Raw genomic sequence first — 19,000 nt, 5'->3', positions numbered from 1 at the left:
AACATGGAATACCTCATAGCCGGCATACGCATCGACATCCCGCACCGGTTCACGACAGGCGCCTTCGGCATGGCGCTGGCACCGTTCGCGGCCGGAAACAAAACGGAAACGGACGCCGGCAGCAACCGTATGGCGGGCCCCGTGCCCGGAACGGCGACAACCGCAGCGCCCTCCCCGTCGGAAACACCGGGGACGGAAAGGAGTGCACCCCGCCCTGCGACATCCCCGGCGGGCACGGCACAACCAGACCTCATCCTGCGCACGGGACTGCTCGCCGGCGACACGGCCGGCTATTGCGAACTCGACGCATTCGACTTCACCGACGCCGATGCCGACTGCCGTTTCGGCCGCGACACGGAGGGCTACCTGCTTACCATGACACCCCGCGACGGCAGCGCCCCGGCACGGTTCCACAAAGCCTTCGGCAGCCCCGACGCCACGAGCGACATCACCCCGGAGCACAATCCGGCGCTGTTCCGCTTCGGGCTGTGGACGATGTTCAACATCGCCGCGCTGGAACGCCGGGCGGTAGCCGTACACTCGTCGGTGATCAGCCTGGACGGGCGCGCCGTACTCTTCCTCGGCGAATCGGGCACGGGAAAGAGCACCCACACGCGCCTGTGGCGCGAGCATATCCCCGGGGCACGCCTGCTCAACGACGACAGCCCGATCATCCGGATCGCCCCGGAAAGGGCTGCCGAAGCGGCAAGTGCTCCCGCGGCAGACACGATTCCCGCCCTGCAAGGCGTTCTCGCCTGCGGGTCGCCGTGGAGCGGCAAAACCCCGTGTTACCGCAACGTGAGCAATCCGATAGCGGGCATCGTGCGGCTTTCGCAGGCACCGCAGAACCGCATCCGTCGCCTGCGTCCCATCGAAGCCATCGGGGCGCTGCTGCCTTCGTGCCCGCCGTCGTTCGCACACGACGAGCGGCTGGAAGACGCCATCTGCCGCCTCGTATCCCAAATCGTGGCGCAAGTCCCCGTCTACCACCTCGAATGCCTACCCGATGCCGCGGCAGCCCGTCTCTCCTGCCGCACGGTATTCGGTGACGACGCCCCAAACACCCTCCGCTGATGCTGCTGACCAACCGCCTTTTCTTCGAACAGGTCGAAGCGATGCTCGCCGAAGGACACGAAGTCCAAATCCGCATGAAAGGGCACAGTATGCGGCCGCTGCTGCGCAACGAACGGGACATCGCCGTACTGACCCCGATTGCGAAATATGCCCCGGCACCTGTCCCGGCAGCCGGGGCATCGGCGGATCCCGTCCCCGAAACCTGCGCCGCCGACGGCAATGCCAGCACCGCCCGCCAGACCCGATTTTCCGGCGACACCCCCGGCACGGCACCCGACCTGCACACACCCGCCTGCGGCACCCGCCATCCGGCTTCGCCGCCGAGCGGCATCGGCGCCCTGCGGCCGGGCGACGTCGTCTTGTTCCGCTGCGAAGGGCGCCATATCCTGCACCGCATCGTCGGGATCGAAACAGGCGTCCGCTGCGAAGGGAACCCCGTATGCGCACCAGCCGCAGGGAATGCCCCGTCCCCTGCGGCATCCGCGGAAAACCCCGCAGAGAGGGATTCCGCCGCGGGGACGCTCCGTTTCACCCTGTCCGGGGACGGTAATTACCGCACGAAGGAGCATTGCCTCGACGAGGATATCGTCGCCGTGATGACGGCTGTCATCCTGCCGTCGGGACGCATCGTCCGCACCTGCTCCCGCCGCTGGAAACGGCGGTCGCACAGGTGGCTGGCACTCCCCCAGGGCGTGCGGCGTTTCGTCCTCCGGGTCATGTGGCGGCTCGGAATCCGGTAACCGGAATCCGGCCGGTTGATAAATGCGGCAGCCTGAAAACGGCAGCCTGAAAAAAGATTACGGCCGCCGATAAAAAGAAGGCCGAAACCCGACAAAGTTTCCGGGGATTTACAAAGCAATGCTGTAACTGAATGAGTTACGGCATTGCTTTTTTATGAGGTAATGATTTAGAAACGCAAGTCTCGAATAAACTTACATCGAGGTTCATCCTGTCAAACAACTCTATACAAATATACGAAATATCTGATAAAAAAAGCAAATATGATTTTTATTACTCCATTTGCCGATTTATGGCGGACATCAGCGTCACCGTCGATCATTTTTTCCTTTGAGCGGACTGGAACGGTCTGGAGCGGACATAGGAATCGTTTTCTGAAGGCTTGGATTATCTTGCACATCCTTAACGCAGAAATCACCTAAACCCTCAGCATTATGGATTGCGTCCTTATGGAAACGAGCGCCTATAAAGAGTTGCAGGCGCACCTTCAACGTCTTCTGGAGCGAGTGTCTGCGCTCCATTCCCTCTCCGCCCAACCGACAACTGTCCGGTGGCTTACGGCCGAGGAGGTCTGCAAGGCCTTGAGCATCACCAAGCGGGCCTTGCAATACTACCGCTCCGCCGGCATTATCCCTTATACAGCATTAGGGAATAAAGTACTGTTCCGGGACGACGACATCCGGCATCTCCTGGAAAAGAATCTGATAAAAAGCCTGTAGCATGCCCGAAGAGATCATCACCCGCGACAGCGCCGCGTTCAAGGAACTGTACCGCGACATCGTCAAAGCCATCCGGGCTGTCGATATTCTGATCGACACGCACCGCCCGACCATCGGAAATGAACTGTACCTGACCAGTGAGGAGATTTGCAGCATCTTCAGCATCTCGAAACGCTCCTTGCAGAATTACCGGGACAACCGCCAAATCCCTTATACTACTCTTGGTGGAAAGATTCTTTATCCACAGTCCTCGCTTTATAAACTGCTGGAACAGCATTATATGAAAGCGCAGCGCTGATGTAGCCTGTATAAGGGGAAGATCAAATCACTCTTCCCCTCCTTTTTTGGACGTATAACTGATATAGTTGCTCGGATGGATCACGCATATCTGCCCATCCGGTGTCCCGAAATCAATGAGGATCGGATATTTGTAAAGCGGAAGATAGTATTTCTTTCCGAAGGACTTGCGGATTGCCTCCGCAGCCAGCAGGATTCCCGATTCGGCCGTTATGGGACGATCGTATCCGGGATATAGTCGCATGATCTCCATGCGGCATTTATTGATGTCGTCGAGCGTAAAGACCTCTCCGCGGATGATGCGCAGCAGACGCAAGGTAAGTTCGTATTCGCGGGACAGATTTCGACGTTGGTCGTCGTTTGTAGCTTCCTCCAACTCTTTCTTCAACCGTTCGGCTTTTTCTTCGAATGTGGCCATATTTATAGTTCTTTTTGTGTAATGATTCTGTTGTCGGCAAGGGGCAGTAAAATTCCGAGGCCTTTGCCGTCATTCATCCTGCGGCAGAAAATCCCGGACGTATTTCCTGGCCGTGTAAATGTCGCGTTCGATGGTAAGTCCGAACGGCAGACGAAGAGATGCCAGCTCGGAGAGCATTAGGTAGCCCCACTCCCATTCGTAGATATGGCAATAACCGAACAGGCGCCAGTCGTCGCCTTCACGTTCGGCTTCGGTAATGAGCCATGTCCCCGTACCGCAGGGGTTGAAATATTTGACGAGGACTTCGGCATCCATTCCTTTTCCATCCTGTGAGTGGAAAGGGTGTTTCTCGAATTTCGAGATAATTTCTTTCGTGAGCAGTTTCATAAGAAATAATATTTTGACTGTCCGGAACGCCCGGACAGCAAGAGACGAATAGCCGCTGCATGCGACAAAGACAAGGCGAAGACCTTGGCGTGTCGTCCGCAGCGGCTATCTTGCTGGACGGGTCGGCGTAAGAAAAAATCATTTACAATCCTTGTTCACAGCAGGATAAATGGTTATCTTTGTTATGGACTACTCTAAATGACAAGCAGATGATGAATCGGATCATATTAATCGGTAACGGCTTCGATCTGGCGCACGGACTGCCGACGAGTTATGCGGATTTTATTCGTGGATACAATATCACTTTGAAATTAGGATTGCTGGAGGGTGAATATGAGCGATATGATGGTCTATGTTCTGTCAATATTTCTGATCCGGAGGATAGGAAAACCCTGGAACAGTTTCGCTGGATGTTGCAAGATAATACGTTTCGGTTTATACGAAATTTGGGAGAAATAACACCAGCAGAACAATATGATCATTTCGTCAGTGATCATTTAATTTATGAAAGTAAGTTCTTCGAAACAATAAATAAAGCCGTCGAATCAAAAAAATGGGTAGATATCGAGGGAGAATACTATTCACTGCTCAAAAAAGTTTTCAAGGACAAGTCTTGTAAGTATGGAGATCCCATTCAACTCAATGAAGAACTGGAATTGATAAAGGGGGCTTTGACGGGCTATCTAAAATCTGTTCAAAAGCATTATATCAAATCAGAGTTAAGGAATCCGGATATTGAACAAATTATTCATGAGCCATTTAACTTTCGTGATGTCGCCGTGAGTGCTCAAAAGCAATTTCTGGAATATATCGTGAACAAGTGGGCCGAGAAAAACAGGATTGAATCGACAGGCGAAGAAACCAAGGCGGATGAGAGTTTCGCTGCAATAGCATCAAACCTCGTAACAAACTGGGAAAATGAAGGGCTGAAGTCCAAATTCATTGAAGAAATTAAAAACGGCAATGGTGCAGTTTGCGACGAATTTGCATATCCGGAGAGAACCCTATTATTGAACTTCAACTATACGAAGACTGCCGACTTATATCTTCCAGCAAATTCAGACATTCCCGTAAATCATATTCACGGAGAATTGGATAATGAGCAGAATCCTGTTATTTTCGGTTATGGGGACGAACTGGACGAGGATTATAAGACTATTTCGAATCTGAATGATAATAGCTACCTAACCAATATCAAATCTATCCGTTATCTGGAAACGGACAATTACCGTCAATTACTTCAGTTTATTGACACCGGTCCCTATCAGATCTATATCATGGGGCATTCGTGCGGCAATTCGGACCGCACATTGCTCAATACTTTATTCGAGCATAAAAATTGTGTATCGATAAAACCTTATTATTACGAATGGACTGACGAAGAAGGAGGTCATAGCGATAATTATATCGAGATCATCCAGAATATTTCGCGTAATTTCAACTCCATGCAGTTGATGCGCGACCGTATCGTAAATAAACGTAAAAGAAAAAGGCAAGGTTAATGATAATACAGCAAAAATGCAGTCCACTAATCAGTTAGGTGTTTAGCTCATAATACTGCATAAGCTGAAAAAGGAGGTTCGATAAAAGTTGCGAAAGACTTCAGTTCCCATATCGTTACTGATATAATAGGAACAAGAAACGGTACAACAGGTTATATTTCAGTAATTTGCACAATTTTTCATACTTGGAGACAACTCGCTTGATATTAACTTTGTAACAATCAAAAAAGTATGAAAACGAGTATGAGCAGATCGACTTTCAAAATCCTCTTCTACGTGAAGAAGGGCAGCGAGAGAGCCAACGGCTATCTCCCCCTGATGTGCCGTCTTACGGTGGACGGCGAAATCAAGCAGTTCAGCTGCAAGCTGGACGTACCCCCGAAACTTTGGGACGTGAAAACGGCACGTGCCACCGGCAAGAGCGTCGAGGCACAGAAAATCAATGCGGCGGTTGACCGGATACGTGTGGACGTGAACCGTCGTTACCAGGAACTGATGCAGTCCGACGGCTATGTCACTGCTGCCAGGCTGAGGGATGTCTACCTCGGACTGGGCGTGAAACGGGAGACTTTGCTGAAACTCTTCGAACAGCACAACGAGGAGTTCATCAAGAAAGTGGGACACAGCCGCGTACAGGGGACATACAACCGCTACCGTACCATATACAAGCACCTGTGCGAGTTCGTCCCGAAAGTGTACCGACGTGACGACATCCCCCTGAAGGAACTCAACCTGACCTTCATCAACAACTTCGAGTATTTTCTGCGTACGGAGAAGAAATGCCGCACCAATACCGTATGGGGTTACATGATCGGGCTCAAGCACATCATCTCCATCGCCCGCAACAGCGGTGCACTTCCCTTCAATCCCTTCGCCGGGTACATCAACTCCTTCGAGAGCGTTGACCGGGGCTACCTGACGGAGAGTGAGATACAGACGCTGATGGAGGTCCCGGTGAAAAGCGGGACCTGCGAACTGGTACGTGACCTCTTCATCTTCTCGGTGTTTACCGGACTGGCATACGCAGACGTGAAGGCGCTGACGACTGACCGGCTCCAGACCTTCTTCGACGGCAACCTCTGGATCATCACCCGCCGGCGGAAGACGAACACCGAGTCCAACATCCGCCTGCTGGACGTTCCCAGGCGCATCATAGAGAAGTACAAGGGGCTGTCCAAGGACGATCATGTATTTCCGGTACCGAGCAGCAGCAGATGCAACGTCATATTGAAGGAACTTGGTAGGCAGTGCGGTTTCAAGATACGGCTGACCTACCATGTTGCCCGGCATACGAACGCCACCACCGTGCTGCTCTCGCACGGTGTGCCCATCGAGACCGTAAGCCGTCTTTTGGGTCATACGGATTTGAAAACCACCCAGATATATGCCCGGATAACCAACCAGAAGATCAGCAGCGACATGGAAGTCCTGTCCCATAAGCTGGAAAAGATGGAGAAGGAGATATGCGATGCCATCTGAGGGAAGGCATTTACGGGACGAGTGATTTTTCCCCTTCTTCATCAAAGTTCCGCCGTCCCCGCGGATCTGCGCGTTTTCCCTCCGGTTTCCGGCAGAAAATTTCCGTACGGTGAAATTTTCTGCCGGAAAAACGCTTCGAATGCGCGGGTGACGGACGGGAAAATTGATTCAGAAGGCGAAAACTGCGACCGACGTAGTGCATGTGCGACAAGGAAAAAGGAAAAGAATTGTCCAGGAGCCCCTTTTCATGTCGGGATACGGCATGAAAAGGGGCTCCGGCTGTGGTGAAGGCTCTCCTGCTCCCTCTGCATTGCATGTACGGGTGGTTTTGCCCATATCCACGTCCGCCGGTATTGCTTCTTTTCCGACAGCCGACCATCCTGTCACTTCCCTGTAATCCTCCTCAAAATCAACACCGCCGTATAAACTGCATGAAAACCCGGGCACGCTTCCTGTTTCCAATCCCATATCCATTCCTTCCGCAACATCACGTATTGCCGTTCTCATTTCATATCCTTGAATATTTCTCCAAACATACCGAAGACAGAAAAGCTGCATGGAATCTAAATTCTCACCGGACAGACAATAGATAGAAGGAAGTAATCTGTCATCCTCATTTCTTGCGGCAAAAATAGTTGTTTTTCAGGCCGGTCCCGCAAGGCGGCCCTGCGGGCTGGTTGCTCGTGAAAAAATCTTCCTCACGCTTCGCGTGAGCGTATTTTTTCACGGCAAGCCTTGCCGGAGACCGCCGAAAAACAAACTGGAGGAAGCACAAGAAATAAGAATGCCTACCCGTGTAGGCCATGTATAACGTACAAATGTACGACTCAAAAAAAACATAAGGCTATGGCAGACAAGAGCGCAGAAAAGGAAAGACTGTTCAACGAGTGGTTCACAAAATCCTATGACAGGTTGAGAGGGACGTTACGCCGGTACGGAATGCTGGACGAGGACAATTTCCATGACACCTACCTTTTCGTAAGAAGGCAGGTGCTGGTTCCCGGAAAGGACATAACGGACTATGACGCGTATTTCATCGGATGCTACAAAAAGGCGGCCCTGGTAAAGATTAAAAGGGAGAACCGGTATGCACACCCTGAAGATGATTTCTTCCTCCGATGTGGCGAGGAGGCAAAATTCCTTTCCGAGGACGACCTGAACGGGTGCGAGAGGCTGGTTAAGGACATACTGCGTTTCGTAAGGCAGAAGTTCTCCTACGAGGAATACCGGATGTTCATGCTCAGGTTCTATGAGGCGCAGTTCTCGTTCAAGGCACTGGCGGAATGCATGGGTATCTCGGCATCGGCCATATCGCAGAAAGTATGCAGGATAGTGGACGCGGTACGTACCCACAGCGGTTTCGCATGGAGAAGCCGGATGCTGGCGGTGGAAAGCTTCATGTATTGAAAAACGAAAACAGTTCAACCGATAAAAGAAAGACAATTATGGCACTGATAGTATACAACAGGGAAAACTCCCGTCCGCAGGAAGTCACATACAAGGGAAAGCGGACCATCAACCTTGACAGCAGGGGAACCGTCTATCTGTCAAAGACGATGTCAATCGAATTGGGAATCCTCGGCGGTGGACGGGTGAACTTCGCCCACGATGACGAGACGGGTGACTGGTATATCTGCCGGGCCGACGACAGCGAGGGGTTCATCGTCTGGAAGGATAAAAGATGCGCAAGGTTCTCGGCCGGGTTTATCGTGCAGAGGCTCATGCGGCAGGCGAAGGTGGAGAGGAAGAGCGTGCAGTTCATGATGGCGAGGATGCCGGTAGAGATTGGCGGGGTGGCCTATTACAAGATACTGCTCTCGAATCCGATACTCAGATAGAGGCATGGGCCGGAGTAGTCCGGCTGTATATGACATGATGGAGACAGGCGCATCCGACGGGACAGGAGCCCGGAGGGTGTGCCTGTTTTTATGCGCCGCCATGTTTACACACGGACATGCGGTTGTCACCGGCCGGCATAAGGTCACTCCGGCAAGACCGGGAAACAACATTGCCGGCGGATAATGATATCAGTACGGGATGTGCCGCCATTACAGGAACGGACCGTTCCACCGATACACGGGCAGCCCGCCCCAATTTCAGAATAACATAATGACATAATAAAATAAGGGTCTTTTTTTATAATGGAATCCCCGTATCTTATTGCCATACCGGAAAAATGTTTCCATGTCCCGCCATGTTATGCCAATGTCGTCACCGGATCATAATTTATAAAGAAAACACTCTGTGTATAAATACTTTATGAGCAAATTAAAGTCGTTCATCCGGTGGAAAGAAAACGAAGGGACGGCCGGTATGACAACCGCCCGCCCCTTCATTCACGATCCCGTACGGAACTTTTCTAAAGTTCCTCCGGTCTGGTTCTCGCCTCCCTGTAGCAGCCGTCAAGCAGCTTCTCGATGTCGGAAGAACGGTACAGTATCTTGCCGCCTAGCCGGGTGAAGGCAAGCAGACCGCTGTCCCGGTACTGTTGCAGGCTGCGGCGGCTCACTTTCAGCTTTTCAGCCAGTTCGCGGTCCGTATAGAAGTTCTCGCCCGCCATCGCCGGTGACCTGCCGGCAAAGAGACGCTCCATGGAAACGGAGAGACGCTCGACGGTAGAGAAGAACTCTCTTATATGCTCGCTGCTCTCACGGGTGAGCAGACGGTTATCGGTATTCATCATGACTTGATCTTTTTTTGTTCGACATTCGTTTTTCATGGCCTTTCAGATCGACCTTCCCATACTTTCAGCCCGCTTGCGGCGCTCCTCCACTATCCGGATGATACTTTCCACGTCCCCGGGCTTGTAATAAGTCTTGTGACAGATCTGTGTGTATGCCAGCGTGCCGTTGTCACGGAGGGTCTGCAGGGTTCTCGGGCTGACCTTCAGCAGCAGGCACACCTCCTGGTTGTCCAGCCATTTCTTCTCCTCTATGTCGCCGTACAGCCGGCAGAGGGTGTCCAGCCGGTCCGCGAACGTCCGGAAGGCCGAGAGCATCGCCTCGAAGGTTCTTGCCTCAATGTTCACTATTTCCATAATCACTGTAATTTCAGGTTTGACATCTGTTTCATTCTCTCTTCGGATCCGGATTCCGTGCCGCAATTTAGTGAATCCCAGCGGAACATCCTGAATTTCAAGACAGGATGACTACCTTTGACACCATATGCGTGCCTGTTTCATCCGCAAAGTAAATGATTGTTCCCGGATATGGTTCCGGCCCTTCATCAGATGTCATTATATGTCATCAGATGTCCGGAATAGATATTCAATTGGAATCGAAGCGATCTTTCTTTTTCATAAGATGTACTTTTATTGATTTATACAATAGAAAGATGCGCCAAATGTTATCGTGGAGACGCTTATGAACATGACGGATGTCCATCAGTTTTGTCCCATCCCGGTAAAGAGGCCGGTTATCAGGATGTTCTTCCATATCCGGACTGAAAGATGCCTGCCGGACAAACACTGATGCGGGCATCAGTGTTTGTAACCGGCCATTAATAATTATAACCAACCATTAATGACCGGTTATAATCATTAATGGTTGCAATCGGTCTTTAGTGATTGCAACTGCATCCGTAAAGTTCATGCCCTGCTTCCGATGCGTATAATAATGAAGTTCTCACCGTCCGTACACCCTGAAGCAGAGAATGATACAGAAGAATACGCCAACAGAACCCTAAGTGTCGATCCGTCTGTTTTTTATCGTTTTATTTGCCGGCGACAATCGGTTTCCCGGTATATGGGAAACCATCGTATCAACGTAAATCCAAGTTTCTATGAAAGAAGGAAAAGAAGACATGCCCCTTGTGGGAAAAACGATGGCGGAAGGACATACGCACCGTATGGCCGTCCTGTGTGAGAAGTTGGGAAGTACCCTCAGGGAGATACTTGACGGAACCTGCCCACAGCCGGCAAAGCCGGAGAAGGCACCGAAGCGCCCGGCTTTGGAAAAGTATCGGGAAACTTATCTCATTCCCCCTAAAATCAAGGGACCTAAAGCCGTGTTCATCAGTGAGGAAACTCGTAGTGCCCTGGACATGATCGTCCTGAGACTGGGCTGCCGGGGAATGAGCGTATCCGGGCTGCTGGAGAATCTGGCAAGACGGCATCTTGAAACCTACCGGCAAGACATCGAACGCTGGAGGAAACTTTAGAGTACCGGTGACTGTCAGACCGTGTGAATGACTGCCGGTCGTATATCAGCCGGAACGGATGACTGTAGAAAATATATGTACACCTCCGGCGGATATACTTTCATTGCCACCTTCCGGACCAGGAATGGAAACGGTTATCTGAAACCATTGATATTAATATTTCCTGTTGTTTTGAAGGGTGGATTCTGTAATAGTAATAGCAAGGTTATGTTTCCGGATTCCCGAAAACCCTTGCTCCCCAGCGCCCGGCGGTTGCAGGGAGGGTAAATCCACTCCCGCCGGTCGCAGATTTTGGAATGAAAGAAGTACGGACGAAAAAGAAAAAACATATGACAAAGGATATGAATGAGATGAAGAAAAAACGCGGCCGTCCGGCACTGGGCAGGACGCGGAAGCTGACCAAGGGAGTGACAGTGAAGTTCTCCCCCGTCAGCTACGAGGCTCTCAGATTCAGGGCAAGGAAGTCCGGCCGGAGTCTGGCGGTCTATATCAGGGAGGTGGCACTGGCGGCCACCGTTACGGCAAGGCATACGCCTGAAGAGAATGCGCTGCTGCGCAGCCTGGCGGGAATGGCGAACAATCTGAACCAACTGACAAAGCTCTCGCACCAGACAGGCTTTTACAGGACAAGGCTGCTGATAGACGGGCTGCTGGGAAAGCTGAAGCGGATCATGGTCTATCTTCTCGGTATGTTGAGCGACAGTCCTTTCAAGTTCTGACAAACGTTTATTAATGGAATACCCCTTTAAAAGATAATCCTTTAATACACTATTCGCCCATTTCCTAAAAAGGGTTGCGTTCTTGCTATTAACCCGATATCCTATTGACAGAATCGCATCAAGATTATAATATTTAGTAGTATATCTCTGTTTGCCGTCATTACCCATATGTTCCAAAATGGAACATGTGCTATCTATATCAAGTTCGCCGCTTTTGTAAATGTTGTTCAAATGTTTGGTAATAGCTGGCCTTTTAGTCCCGAACAAGTCGGCTATTTGTTCTTGTGTCAGCCAAACGGTTTCATCTTCCAACCTCACTTCCAACTTGACCGCTTCATCCGGCTGGTATAATATGATTTCTCCCTGTTCCATTGCTTACTTACCTTTTCTTAATTCATCAAGCCTCTGCATCGCACCGCTGAACTTCTCACCAAACATCATATCATCGGGCAAAACAAACCAGGTGGGAATACCTCTCGACTGTGGATTACCTATACATTCATCTTGCCCGTTCTGTTTGCGGTAATCGTCCCATTCACTATAAGCGATGTTCCAACGAATACCTAATTTATAGGTATTTTCCCATTTAATAATAGCCAGTGAATAGGCCGGATCATCTTTGCCGTCATAAATCACTTCTACAACTTCAACCACCCCTTTAGGGGAATTTATAAACTTCGGATTTTTATACGAATAAGTGCTCATGTCTTTTATTTTTTATTTATAGCACACAAAGATACTCAAAAACAAATATATACATATATACATACGTATGATTAACGTATAAAAACATTTATGGTTATTCTAATCTTTGATTAATTCCGGTACAGAAACAAAACGTACCGAAAGACGGAAACAGGATTTATTTCGGTACGCTTCCCCGATCGGTACAAAAAACACGCAAAAAACGAGAAATACTACTTTTAGTATTTTAGTATATTAGTATTTTAACTATATTTGCGGACATGACAACCATTTAAAAAACTGAATTTATGAGCAAAGCAAAAGTAATCTCCGTATTGAATCACAAGGGGGGAGTAGGAAAGACCACAACCACGATCAACCTGGGCGGCGCGTTACGTCAAAAAGGGTACAAGGTTCTTTTGATCGACCTTGACGGGCAGGCCAACCTGACCGAATCGCTGGGCTTCTCCGCGGAGCTTCCCCAAACGATCTACGGCGCGATGAAAGGCGAATACGACCTGCCGATCTACGAGCATAAGGACGGTCTTAGCGTCGTTCCCTCCTGCCTGGATCTCTCGGCCGTTGAAACGGAGTTAATCAACGAGGCCGGGCGGGAACTTATCTTAGCCCACCTTATCAAGGGCCAAAAGGAAAAATTCGATTATATCCTGATCGACTGCCCCCCCCCTCGCTGTCGCTGCTCACGCTTAACGCACTGACGGCCTCGGATCGGTTGATTATCCCGGTTCAGGCTCAATTCCTGGCAATGCGTGGAATGGCCAAACTTATGCAGGTCGTCCACAAGGTGCAGCAACGTTTGAACTCGGATCTTTCGATCGCCGGGGTCCTGATAACCCAGTACGACGGAAGAAAGAACCTGAACAAGAGCGTTTCGGAACTGGTACAGGAAACATTCCAGGGCAAAGTGTTCAGCACCCATATACGCAACGCCATTACGCTGGCCGAAGCCCCGACACAAGGGCAGGATATTTTTCACTATGCCCCAAAATCTGCCGGGGCAGAGGACTACGAGAAGGTATGTAACGAACTGCTAACAGAAATAAAGTAACCATATGGCAAAGAAGAACGATTTAAAAAACAGTATGTCGGCCGGGCTGACCGGGGGATTAGACAGCCTGACCCAATCCACGGCCGGGCAAAAAGAGGCTCAAAAGCCGAAGAAAGCGAAAACCGTGCATTGTAATTTTGTCATGGACGAAACCTATCACCAGAACTTAAAGCTGATCGCGATCCGCAAAGGCGATTCGCTAAAATCGGTATTGCAAGAGGCTATATCTGACTACTTGGATAAAAACAGTTCCCTGCTATAACAGCGTATCGGGAATATACAGGGCAAACACTCCACAAAAGAAATTCTCCAGGAAAAAGGTACGCAAAAAGCACCCCTACACATCAAAAAGTATATTGAAAATGCGATTCCCTATAAAAAACCCGTTGGCAGGGTTAATCTTGCGTATGTTTAACCTGCCAACGGGTACGATATTAATAAACGTTTGGATTAAGGTTGGACGTTTACGTCTTTATCTGCATCAACCCAGCCTGTTGTCTCTGCATCAAACTGGATCGGATTCAACACAGCCTCTCCCTGATCATCATAACCACCACCGAAAATCAACGTGTAGATATGACGCTTGCCCTGTTCCCATGTATCTCCGAACGGAACATAAATTGTTTTGTATTCGCTTGCTGAACCCAACAGATAAGCTCCGGACTGCCGGATTTTGCAGGCGATCTCCAGATAACATTGCTTCGCATTATCGGCCTCCAACTTGCTTTTGGTGGCTGTTTCGGAAACTTTCCAAGCAGTCAGCTCCTGTGGTATATTCAGCATAGGAGTATTTGTGGTAATATCGGTAGCTTCGGTATTGCTATTGACCGTGATGTTTGCGTTTTTCACTACGGTAAATGCGTGTGGAAATGCTAAATCAGACGAACTCCAACTTCCCGTTCCATCGGCTGCCGCAGGCAATGTGAAGGCGCCGGCAAATTTGAAATTATGAATCTTGATCACGTCGATGTCCACCTGCATGTTATCGTATTGGGTCTTTGCTTTGAATACGACCTGTGACAGAATATGTTTGAAATTAAATTTCACTATTCCGTTGTTCATGTCTTTTGTCTGGCCTTTGGCCATGGCATACATCACGTCGTAGTTTGCATGAGTAGTACCGCTTCCATACTCATCCATGCAGGTATAACTTATCTTTTGGACATCCTTGGTGGCTTCCCAACTATAAAACACTATCATGTCTTCACTAACCGTTCCGGGATTGAACGCGTAAAAGTCCAAAGCCTCGGTAGGCCAATAACGAAGGTCGTTCGCATCGTCATAATCCCACTTACCATTTTTGTACACGATCTTCACTCCGTCATGTCCAAAATCCGTGTCTACCTTTCCCATGAAGGCAGTACCATCCGTCGTAAAAGCGAACACGTCGAAATCGGTGCTCGTCAAGTTGTCGGGGGTAGTAGGGATAGCCCTCGTTTCCGCCGCATTACTTAACACGTTAAAACCAATCGCATTCCGTGAGGAGGTTTCCACATTCGCAATCTCCTCGTCTGAGCAACCCATGAGTAGAGCTCCAAAGATTGCCCAAAGCATTACTGTACTTTTTTTCATAAATAAAAACAATTTAAATTGATACATATAATTAATTCCAATCAGCAGTTCAACTGCTGATTGGAATAATTAACAAACTCGTATTACAACACTATATCCATATTCACATCATCCCAATCATCAACGTCCACATCAAATCCCGCACCGTCACTTCCCGGCTCGGATGGTACCTCATAATCAAAATTCAACACCAGATGCACATCACCGACATGCCCCGCTACCGGGACATCATGCACTTGGTCGCTCACGTCCTGTTCCAATACAGACATGCTGCCGGAACGGTTCTTGAGATACAGCCGGAAAACATTGGGCTCTCCTTCAAGTGCGGAATGTCCAAACGTATAGAATCCGCCTATAATCTGATTCCGTGAAACCATTCCATCAAAGAGCAGGCTCTCCGAAAGACCGGCGGGCAAACTGTCGCCGGACATGTTAAGCGAGCCGGACATGCCGGAAAGAGCGGCCCGCAAATCCGCCACCCTATCCAGTCCCCGAAGACCGTTCACCTCATACGTGTAGTGACATACCATGTTTACGGGAGTTAGCCGTACTATCTCCGCGCTTCCTCCCGGAATGTCCTTGAGGATAACTCTGTCTATATGGTCGCCACACAGCCAGGGTGGGGTGACAGCCATTGTCCGGTTATCCGGCGACTGAACATCACGCGTATCGGCAGTAAAAAGCGTGTAACTGCCGTTTTCTTTCCAAACCATCCCGTCGGTATCGTAGTTGAAGCAAATTACCCGGTAATCATTCTCGGGGAGCTCCACTTCCCCATCCTCTCCTCCGGGGAAATCAAATATCCACGTGTTGCTTTCATCGTCGGTCGGATAAAATACGACCCTCATGCCTTCAGGCTTGTCATGATTGGAAATCTTGGTCCAGTCGAATACTACCCGCACCTTGGCAAAGTGCGGATGATCGTAACATAAATCCTTATGCTCACAAGCCGTCAGTCCTATCCATAAAAATATGAACACCAGACAAAAGCGTATCCGTATCACTGCCTGCCTCCTTTCTTCTCGTTGTAGTTGCCACGGCCGATCAACCACACCAAAGAGATACCCGCCTTGGTCGGGCCGAACCAGCGGCGGTTTTTAGTGGTCTGCCATACATAGTGACCGTCCAAAGGGATGTACTCCTTGTACGATCCTCCAAGGTAGCCGATTCCCAACGTGAAATCCACATTGAACCGATGTCCCACAGGTAACGAGTAGCCGTAAGCCACGCCTCCCCCGTAACTCCATTTATCCCCCAAGTAACCTTTCCCACCCAATTCGAAATCATAGGTGACGATCTGCCCGTACAATCCGACATGATGCCCGGAAAACGGTTTTTCCACCGCTCTCCGACCGAACCAGCGGCGCAACTCCACATCTCCCCCATAGATACGCCAATAATTATGCTTCCGATCACTTTTCCACCAGGCATACATCCAATTCCCGGCCACAGACCAGTTCTTCCCCAAACAGAACTCAACCCCGATGTCAGGTATCAAAACAGCGTCATAAAGCAAGTTTGTTTTCACCGCCATGCAAAACGGCCGTTTCTTTACCGGAGCTATGACGGTAACGGTATCACGGATGCACAACGTATCACGTGTATGTATATATACCGTATCTCTGACGGGATTTATCGGATCACTATCATAGCATATTTTCACCATCGACGAACGAAGTTTCGGAAAATGGAATTTATACAAATATGAGTATGGCCTCCCCCCTTTCAGTCTTTTCAGTTCTCCCCCCAAATAAGGGCTGTCCTGGTTTTCCAAACGGACGATCTTCTCCAACAAACGAAGGACATCCTCCCTCTCCGGAACATTCACATCCGCTCTCACCATCGTTATAAGTCCGTTCCAGTCGCTTCCCGAAAAATGAAAATCCCTCTCCAATACCGGAATCTTTATATAAGGTGATATATACCGCCACAAAACCTCTGCTCGTTTTTCAGACAGCCTTCCATTCAACAGCCCCCCTCCTTCCGGGGAAGCTCCTCCTATTATTTGAATTTTCCTGATAAGACGGACGGAGTCGTTCAATGCGGAACAGATTTTAGCAAACCGCTCCATCTCGTTCCCATTGTCAAGTAAACATGTATCTATATTTACCTTTCCTTGATGAAAATAGATCCTTACCGAATCACGCTTCTCCTGAGCGGATATTTCTCCGCTTATACTCAACACGAGCACGAACAATACACATAATATAAAAACCTCTTTTCGTCATTTAATCATTTGTTAATATGACAATCCAAACCCAGGCTTTTACACCCCCTTGAATTTCGACCGCAAAAATACACACTTATAAACCAGCTTCCAAAGCAAAAAACAAACATTTTAAACTTATAAATACTTAAAAAGACAACCACACAACAACTACAACACTTACCACAGCAGCCAATCATGCTTACACAACAACTAAAAATACTTAACATCATAAAGAAAAGTACTTAAACATACAAAAAAACAGTTATCTTTGCAAGAAACATCATACTTAATAACACTTAAAACAATAAAATACATGATATTCAGCACAAAAGCCGCCTCTTTTCTAAGTTCAATAAAAACTCAAACTTACGACAAAAAAGAAAGAGAAATGATAATAACGTATCAACAAAAACGAGTCTTTCATCTATCCCTGCTCATGCTGGTCTTATGCGCACCCATATACATATATTCAGTTCCATTTCCCAATGAACAGTTTTATTATATTAACAGCGTATTATTCCTGTTTATCATTATGTGCACTCTCGCTTATTTTAAAAAGAGAGTAAATCTGACCACGACCTTTTCCATTATACTGATAGCCATACATATCGAGATTTTTATCGAAATAATTTATTGCTCAATATGTAGCGGATATGAATATAGTTATCAAAGAGCATTGATAATGAGTAACATTACTATCTCTCTCTTATTTACCATGCTTTCCATCTGTGCCTATATGAGTAATATCTCCATCCTATTGTCCTCCCTTACCATAGCTTCCTATACAATCTGCACACTTATCACCGACGAACCGTTCCTATACAGTTATCTGCCTTTGATCATCATCATATACACCATGATCCCCTTATTAGGAAGATCCTTACACAGTAATATCAGCAGCTTGCTAAAAAGTAGCAACTTGCTAAAAGAGGAAGAGGAAATGCTTTTGAAACGTCTCCAAATGAAAAAGGAAGAACTATTCGCGTTCGCCGAGTTGTTAAGCGAGAATAACCCGGAAGAAAAGACAAGCTCCCTGTTAAACATAATAGGGGAACAATCCAAAGAAAATCTTTTTACAGCCCTTGCCGCATACCAGAAAAAGGAAAAAAGTAAACTTGATACAATCAGGAGAATATATCCCAATTTATCCCCGTCCGAATTAAACATCTGCCGTTTAATACTGCAAGACAAGACCGTCAGCCAAATATGCGAATTATTACATCGGAGTAGCGGAAACATAACCAGCCAACGAGCGAACATACGTGCCAAACTCGGACTGAAAAAAAGCGACAATTTAAAAGAAGCATTACAAGAACGCATGAGGCTGTATGAAGAAGAACACCACCGGCAAGAGGAGTTTTCAGCCATGCGTTAGGGATTGCAGAGTAAAGCCCACAGCCTTTAGGCGAGGACTTGAAACGTAAAGCCCGACCGTCCCACGGGAACGCCCAAAAGAAAAAAAATCCCCCGAACATTCATCCGGGGGACATTCAGGTCGTCACGTCAATTATAATACAGATTAAGATCATCCATACCGATCTCCTTCCCGTCCCGGAAAGAAAGGCTCTTTTTCTCGATCTCCTTTCCGTTCTTGTAAACGGTCACAACCCACTGCATCGGCTCGTTCACGACACCGTCCTCCCCGTCCACGACACTACCGGAAACGGCGAACTCGATCGCCTTTCCCGTCGTGGTTAACGTCACCTTTTCGACGGCCAGTTCTTCATCGCTTAGAATCAACGGGCTTGCGAGGCTTTCCCCCGTCGCCCCGTCTTTCAACCGCGTACCGTTGGCGACTACCACGACCGACTTAATGAAGCTGCGGAAATCTCCCGACTGCTCGATCGTTACCTCATACATCGCCCCTTTTCCTCCCGGTTCGTCGTCGTCCTTGCTGCAACCGACGAAACACAATGCCATGCACACGCATACGGCCGACAAATACAAATACTTTCTCATACCTTCAATTATTTAA

General features: G+C 48.7%; 21 protein-coding genes and 2 pseudogenes. 13 read left to right on the top strand and 10 right to left on the bottom strand.

Annotated elements, in window-relative coordinates; all coding sequences use genetic code 11:
- Positions 1 to 3: 3 nt before the first annotated feature.
- The 4 genes from NQ559_RS13685 (at position 4) to NQ559_RS13670 (ending at position 2,829) form a co-directional block, all read left to right on the top strand.
- A complete protein-coding gene (locus NQ559_RS13685; protein WP_018697133.1) occupies positions 4 to 1,074 on the top strand; it encodes a hypothetical protein in 1,071 nt (356 codons plus the stop codon).
- A complete protein-coding gene (locus NQ559_RS13680) occupies positions 1,074 to 1,814 on the top strand; it encodes a hypothetical protein (RefSeq protein ID WP_018697134.1) in 741 nt (246 codons plus the stop codon). The genes NQ559_RS13685 and NQ559_RS13680 overlap by 1 nt, the downstream gene beginning before the upstream one ends.
- 432 nt (positions 1,815 to 2,246) lie before the next feature.
- Positions 2,247 to 2,531, top strand: a complete 285-nt coding sequence (locus tag NQ559_RS13675; protein ID WP_018696786.1) for a helix-turn-helix domain-containing protein — start codon at positions 2,247 to 2,249, stop codon at positions 2,529 to 2,531.
- Between the two features lies 1 nt (position 2,532).
- Positions 2,533 to 2,829 (top strand): helix-turn-helix domain-containing protein, encoded by a 297-nt coding sequence (locus NQ559_RS13670; RefSeq protein WP_009598269.1) that lies wholly within the window; start codon positions 2,533 to 2,535, stop codon positions 2,827 to 2,829.
- Between the two features lie 27 nt (positions 2,830 to 2,856).
- Here the strand turns inward: NQ559_RS13670 and NQ559_RS13665 are convergent, their stop codons facing one another.
- Both NQ559_RS13665 and NQ559_RS13660 read right to left on the bottom strand, forming a co-directional pair.
- Positions 2,857 to 3,246, bottom strand: a complete 390-nt coding sequence (locus tag NQ559_RS13665) for a hypothetical protein (protein ID WP_015546615.1) — start codon at positions 3,244 to 3,246, stop codon at positions 2,857 to 2,859.
- A gap of 69 nt (positions 3,247 to 3,315) precedes the next feature.
- Positions 3,316 to 3,633, bottom strand: coding sequence for a DUF2958 domain-containing protein (locus NQ559_RS13660; protein WP_009598209.1), 318 nt, complete (start codon positions 3,631 to 3,633; stop codon positions 3,316 to 3,318).
- Positions 3,634 to 3,842: 209 nt separating this feature from the next.
- On the opposite strand from NQ559_RS13660, the gene NQ559_RS13655 reads away from it, so the two are divergent.
- The 4 genes from NQ559_RS13655 (at position 3,843) to NQ559_RS13635 (ending at position 8,452) form a co-directional block, all read left to right on the top strand.
- On the top strand, positions 3,843 to 5,135 hold the full coding sequence (locus tag NQ559_RS13655) for an AbiH family protein (RefSeq protein ID WP_149875158.1): 1,293 nt from the start codon (positions 3,843 to 3,845) through the stop codon (positions 5,133 to 5,135).
- A gap of 231 nt (positions 5,136 to 5,366) precedes the next feature.
- The gene (locus NQ559_RS13650) at positions 5,367 to 6,614 is read left to right on the top strand and encodes a site-specific integrase (protein ID WP_026318690.1); all 1,248 of its coding nucleotides are present in this window, start codon (positions 5,367 to 5,369) and stop codon (positions 6,612 to 6,614) included.
- 846 nt (positions 6,615 to 7,460) lie between these two features.
- On the top strand, positions 7,461 to 8,021 hold the full coding sequence (locus NQ559_RS13640; protein ID WP_004330050.1) for a sigma-70 RNA polymerase sigma factor region 4 domain-containing protein: 561 nt from the start codon (positions 7,461 to 7,463) through the stop codon (positions 8,019 to 8,021).
- 38 nt (positions 8,022 to 8,059) lie between these two features.
- Positions 8,060 to 8,452 (top strand): hypothetical protein, encoded by a 393-nt coding sequence (locus NQ559_RS13635; RefSeq protein ID WP_004320820.1) that lies wholly within the window; start codon positions 8,060 to 8,062, stop codon positions 8,450 to 8,452.
- 521 nt (positions 8,453 to 8,973) lie between these two features.
- Here the strand turns inward: NQ559_RS13635 and NQ559_RS13630 are convergent.
- On the bottom strand, positions 8,974 to 9,297 hold the full coding sequence (locus NQ559_RS13630) for a helix-turn-helix domain-containing protein (protein WP_004295308.1): 324 nt from the start codon (positions 9,295 to 9,297) through the stop codon (positions 8,974 to 8,976).
- 42 nt (positions 9,298 to 9,339) lie between these two features.
- Complete coding sequence (locus NQ559_RS13625) at positions 9,340 to 9,651, bottom strand: helix-turn-helix domain-containing protein (protein WP_004330047.1); 312 nt, start codon at positions 9,649 to 9,651, stop codon at positions 9,340 to 9,342.
- Positions 9,652 to 10,394: 743 nt separating this feature from the next.
- Between NQ559_RS13625 and NQ559_RS16110 the strand changes: the two genes are divergently transcribed.
- On the top strand, positions 10,395 to 10,772 hold the full coding sequence (locus NQ559_RS16110; RefSeq protein WP_004330044.1) for a DUF3408 domain-containing protein: 378 nt from the start codon (positions 10,395 to 10,397) through the stop codon (positions 10,770 to 10,772).
- A 329-nt stretch (positions 10,773 to 11,101) separates the two neighbouring features.
- Complete coding sequence (locus tag NQ559_RS16105; RefSeq protein ID WP_014776481.1) at positions 11,102 to 11,491, top strand: plasmid mobilization protein; 390 nt, start codon at positions 11,102 to 11,104, stop codon at positions 11,489 to 11,491.
- Here NQ559_RS16105 and NQ559_RS16100 read toward each other — a convergent pair.
- Both NQ559_RS16100 and NQ559_RS13605 read right to left on the bottom strand, forming a co-directional pair.
- A pseudogene (locus NQ559_RS16100) lies at positions 11,447 to 11,863 on the bottom strand (virulence RhuM family protein); the annotation flags it as partial. The gene NQ559_RS16105 and the pseudogene NQ559_RS16100 overlap by 45 nt on opposite strands.
- 3 nt (positions 11,864 to 11,866) lie before the next feature.
- Positions 11,867 to 12,196 (bottom strand): hypothetical protein, encoded by a 330-nt coding sequence (locus NQ559_RS13605; protein WP_004327465.1) that lies wholly within the window; start codon positions 12,194 to 12,196, stop codon positions 11,867 to 11,869.
- Positions 12,197 to 12,483: 287 nt separating this feature from the next.
- Here NQ559_RS13605 and NQ559_RS13600 point away from each other — a divergent pair.
- A pseudogene (locus tag NQ559_RS13600) lies at positions 12,484 to 13,244 on the top strand (ParA family protein).
- 4 nt (positions 13,245 to 13,248) lie between these two features.
- Complete coding sequence (locus NQ559_RS13595; protein ID WP_004328504.1) at positions 13,249 to 13,506, top strand: hypothetical protein; 258 nt, start codon at positions 13,249 to 13,251, stop codon at positions 13,504 to 13,506.
- A 188-nt stretch (positions 13,507 to 13,694) separates the two neighbouring features.
- On the opposite strand, the gene NQ559_RS13590 is transcribed toward NQ559_RS13595, so the two are convergent.
- From NQ559_RS13590 to NQ559_RS13580, 3 genes are all read right to left on the bottom strand, one after another.
- Positions 13,695 to 14,816, bottom strand: a complete 1,122-nt coding sequence (locus NQ559_RS13590) for a fimbrillin family protein (RefSeq protein ID WP_026314684.1) — start codon at positions 14,814 to 14,816, stop codon at positions 13,695 to 13,697.
- Positions 14,817 to 14,899: 83 nt separating this feature from the next.
- On the bottom strand, positions 14,900 to 15,820 hold the full coding sequence (locus NQ559_RS13585; protein ID WP_004328506.1) for a DUF5119 domain-containing protein: 921 nt from the start codon (positions 15,818 to 15,820) through the stop codon (positions 14,900 to 14,902).
- The gene (locus tag NQ559_RS13580) at positions 15,817 to 16,887 is read right to left on the bottom strand and encodes a DUF3575 domain-containing protein (protein ID WP_248605654.1); all 1,071 of its coding nucleotides are present in this window, start codon (positions 16,885 to 16,887) and stop codon (positions 15,817 to 15,819) included. Before NQ559_RS13580 ends, NQ559_RS13585 begins: the two co-directional genes overlap by 4 nt.
- 451 nt (positions 16,888 to 17,338) lie before the next feature.
- Between NQ559_RS13580 and NQ559_RS13575 the strand changes: the two genes are divergently transcribed.
- A complete protein-coding gene (locus NQ559_RS13575; protein WP_015545978.1) occupies positions 17,339 to 18,400 on the top strand; it encodes a helix-turn-helix domain-containing protein in 1,062 nt (353 codons plus the stop codon).
- 128 nt (positions 18,401 to 18,528) lie between these two features.
- On the opposite strand, the gene NQ559_RS13570 is transcribed toward NQ559_RS13575, so the two are convergent.
- Positions 18,529 to 18,984 carry a DUF4425 family protein gene (locus NQ559_RS13570; RefSeq protein WP_014776477.1) on the bottom strand — a complete coding sequence of 152 codons (456 nt, stop codon included), beginning with the start codon at positions 18,982 to 18,984 and terminating at the stop codon, positions 18,529 to 18,531.
- Between the last annotated feature and the right edge of the window lie 16 nt (positions 18,985 to 19,000).

Source organism: Alistipes onderdonkii (assembly GCF_025145285.1).
Taxonomy (GTDB): Bacteria; Bacteroidota; Bacteroidia; order Bacteroidales; family Rikenellaceae; genus Alistipes; species Alistipes onderdonkii.
Note: the sequence above shows the minus strand (reverse complement) of the source record. Positions and strands in the feature narration are given on the sequence as shown.

What these genes read in the sequence shown, in the direction of transcription:
- NQ559_RS13685 (WP_018697133.1), top strand. Translation starts at nt 4, where the DNA reads ATGGAATACCTCATAGCCGGCATACGCATCGACATCCCGCACCGGTTC.
- NQ559_RS13680 (WP_018697134.1), top strand. Translation starts at nt 1,074, where the DNA reads ATGCTGCTGACCAACCGCCTTTTCTTCGAACAGGTCGAAGCGATGCTC.
- NQ559_RS13675 (WP_018696786.1), top strand. Translation starts at nt 2,247, where the DNA reads ATGGATTGCGTCCTTATGGAAACGAGCGCCTATAAAGAGTTGCAGGCG.
- NQ559_RS13670 (WP_009598269.1), top strand. Translation starts at nt 2,533, where the DNA reads ATGCCCGAAGAGATCATCACCCGCGACAGCGCCGCGTTCAAGGAACTG.
- NQ559_RS13665 (WP_015546615.1), bottom strand. Translation starts at nt 3,246, where the DNA reads ATGGCCACATTCGAAGAAAAAGCCGAACGGTTGAAGAAAGAGTTGGAG.
- NQ559_RS13660 (WP_009598209.1), bottom strand. Translation starts at nt 3,633, where the DNA reads ATGAAACTGCTCACGAAAGAAATTATCTCGAAATTCGAGAAACACCCT.
- NQ559_RS13655 (WP_149875158.1), top strand. Translation starts at nt 3,843, where the DNA reads ATGATGAATCGGATCATATTAATCGGTAACGGCTTCGATCTGGCGCAC.
- NQ559_RS13650 (WP_026318690.1), top strand. Translation starts at nt 5,367, where the DNA reads ATGAAAACGAGTATGAGCAGATCGACTTTCAAAATCCTCTTCTACGTG.
- NQ559_RS13640 (WP_004330050.1), top strand. Translation starts at nt 7,461, where the DNA reads ATGGCAGACAAGAGCGCAGAAAAGGAAAGACTGTTCAACGAGTGGTTC.
- NQ559_RS13635 (WP_004320820.1), top strand. Translation starts at nt 8,060, where the DNA reads ATGGCACTGATAGTATACAACAGGGAAAACTCCCGTCCGCAGGAAGTC.
- NQ559_RS13630 (WP_004295308.1), bottom strand. Translation starts at nt 9,297, where the DNA reads ATGATGAATACCGATAACCGTCTGCTCACCCGTGAGAGCAGCGAGCAT.
- NQ559_RS13625 (WP_004330047.1), bottom strand. Translation starts at nt 9,651, where the DNA reads ATGGAAATAGTGAACATTGAGGCAAGAACCTTCGAGGCGATGCTCTCG.
- NQ559_RS16110 (WP_004330044.1), top strand. Translation starts at nt 10,395, where the DNA reads ATGAAAGAAGGAAAAGAAGACATGCCCCTTGTGGGAAAAACGATGGCG.
- NQ559_RS16105 (WP_014776481.1), top strand. Translation starts at nt 11,102, where the DNA reads ATGACAAAGGATATGAATGAGATGAAGAAAAAACGCGGCCGTCCGGCA.
- NQ559_RS13605 (WP_004327465.1), bottom strand. Translation starts at nt 12,196, where the DNA reads ATGAGCACTTATTCGTATAAAAATCCGAAGTTTATAAATTCCCCTAAA.
- NQ559_RS13595 (WP_004328504.1), top strand. Translation starts at nt 13,249, where the DNA reads ATGGCAAAGAAGAACGATTTAAAAAACAGTATGTCGGCCGGGCTGACC.
- NQ559_RS13590 (WP_026314684.1), bottom strand. Translation starts at nt 14,816, where the DNA reads ATGAAAAAAAGTACAGTAATGCTTTGGGCAATCTTTGGAGCTCTACTC.
- NQ559_RS13580 (WP_248605654.1), bottom strand. Translation starts at nt 16,887, where the DNA reads ATGGAGCGGTTTGCTAAAATCTGTTCCGCATTGAACGACTCCGTCCGT.
- NQ559_RS13575 (WP_015545978.1), top strand. Translation starts at nt 17,339, where the DNA reads ATGATATTCAGCACAAAAGCCGCCTCTTTTCTAAGTTCAATAAAAACT.
- NQ559_RS13570 (WP_014776477.1), bottom strand. Translation starts at nt 18,984, where the DNA reads ATGAGAAAGTATTTGTATTTGTCGGCCGTATGCGTGTGCATGGCATTG.